Source organism: Vulcaniibacterium thermophilum, assembly GCF_007923255.1.
Taxonomy (GTDB): Bacteria; Pseudomonadota; Gammaproteobacteria; order Xanthomonadales; family Xanthomonadaceae; genus Lysobacter_F; species Lysobacter_F thermophilum.
The window spans coordinates 1-1,251 of the sequence record NZ_VOHJ01000076.1 but is presented as its reverse complement, the minus strand read 5'-3'; the positions used below and the strand labels follow the sequence as shown (position 1 = coordinate 1,251).

Below are 1,251 nucleotides of genomic sequence, written 5' to 3'. Positions count from 1 at the left end.
GCGAAGCGTTCGGCGCGGATCAACCCAACCCGGACCCCGACGCCGACGGCATCGCCTTCGTGTTCGACATGCGCTTCCCAGGGCAGCGCTACGACAGTGCGAGCGGCCTGAACTACAACTACTTCCGTGACTACGAGCCGGCTACTGGTCGCTATATCGAGAGTGATCCCGTAGGTCTAACTGCAAGCCTGTCGACATACTCCTATCTCGATGGAATGCCAGTAATAGCGATAGACCCTCTTGGGCTGGGCTGGGCCGCGCGCCGCAACTATCGGCAACGGGCTCTTGAAGATCAGGCACATCGACCCGATGCGCAGCCCCCATCTTCGTTTAAACAATCAGGGCCCGCGTCATGGTTCTGGTGTGCGCGCATGAGGTGCTGCAAAGATATCGGCGCTGCGTGCCCGTCGGACGAGTTTTGTTATGATATCGACTTCGTCGGTGGATATCCAAGCGACGGAGCTATCAATAGCGGTACGCATGATCCGCCAGGGATGTACTGCAAATGTACTCGACTGCAGGCCGGACCCCGGCCTGCGCCGCGAGAGCCCGAAGTGCTGTCGCCCGAAGATATGCTCGAAGCCATTCGTCGGATGCTGCGGAGTCGAAGAAGATGAATAAGTTGTTTGTGCTCCTGGCGTTGACGTTGGCTGCTTGCAGCTCCCAAGGTTCAGAGGCCGCGTACCTGTTCTGTGTCCCCAAAGACATGCGTCTCCTCACGCGAGACGAGGTAAGTGCTCAGAGTTGCGCAGAGACGTTGCCGTTCACTGCCAGTGGCTCGATCCATGAGGAAGGCGACTGGCTGCGGGTTGCTTTCTCGGTCAGTCCTACTGACAGAGCGCGGGTCGAGCGGTTCCTGTCTGCAAATCAAAAGCAGCATGTGATGCTGCTTCGTGATCGACAGCGGTTAGCCAACCTCGTGTTGATGACGACTGACCCTGATCGGCTGGAATTGCTCGTCGAAGCAAGACGCAAACACGAAATGCTGATCCTGCTTGGGCTTGAGTCAAAGTAATCGGTCTCAGGGAGCAAAGTCAGCGTAGCCCGGGTAAGGCCGAAGGCCGCACCCGGGTTTTTCATGGAAGCGGGAAGGCGGATGAGGACGTCGAGGATTGACCGCCGGCCGCTCGGCTTCGAGTTCGACGAAGTCGGCAACCTGGCCGTGCTGCGCACCGGCGACCAGACCGAGCCGCCGCTGCGCCGCTTCGGCTACGACGCGCTGGGCCGGGTGACGGAGAGCAAGGACGGCGC

Annotated in this window: 2 protein-coding genes; both read left to right on the top strand. The window is 59.8% G+C overall.

Annotated features, from left to right (window positions below):
- Positions 1 to 617: RHS repeat domain-containing protein (locus FQY64_RS14625; protein WP_146475474.1), on the top strand; the 617-nt coding region annotated here is incomplete at its 5' end.
- Positions 614 to 1,015, top strand: a complete 402-nt coding sequence (locus tag FQY64_RS14620; protein WP_146475472.1) for a hypothetical protein — start codon at positions 614 to 616, stop codon at positions 1,013 to 1,015. The genes FQY64_RS14625 and FQY64_RS14620, both read left to right, overlap by 4 nt.
- The last annotated feature ends 236 nt before the right edge of the window (positions 1,016 to 1,251 follow it).

Coding starts and splice junctions, on each gene's coding strand:
- FQY64_RS14620 (WP_146475472.1), top strand. CDS start 614: ATGAATAAGTTGTTTGTGCTCCTGGCGTTGACGTTGGCTGCTTGCAGC.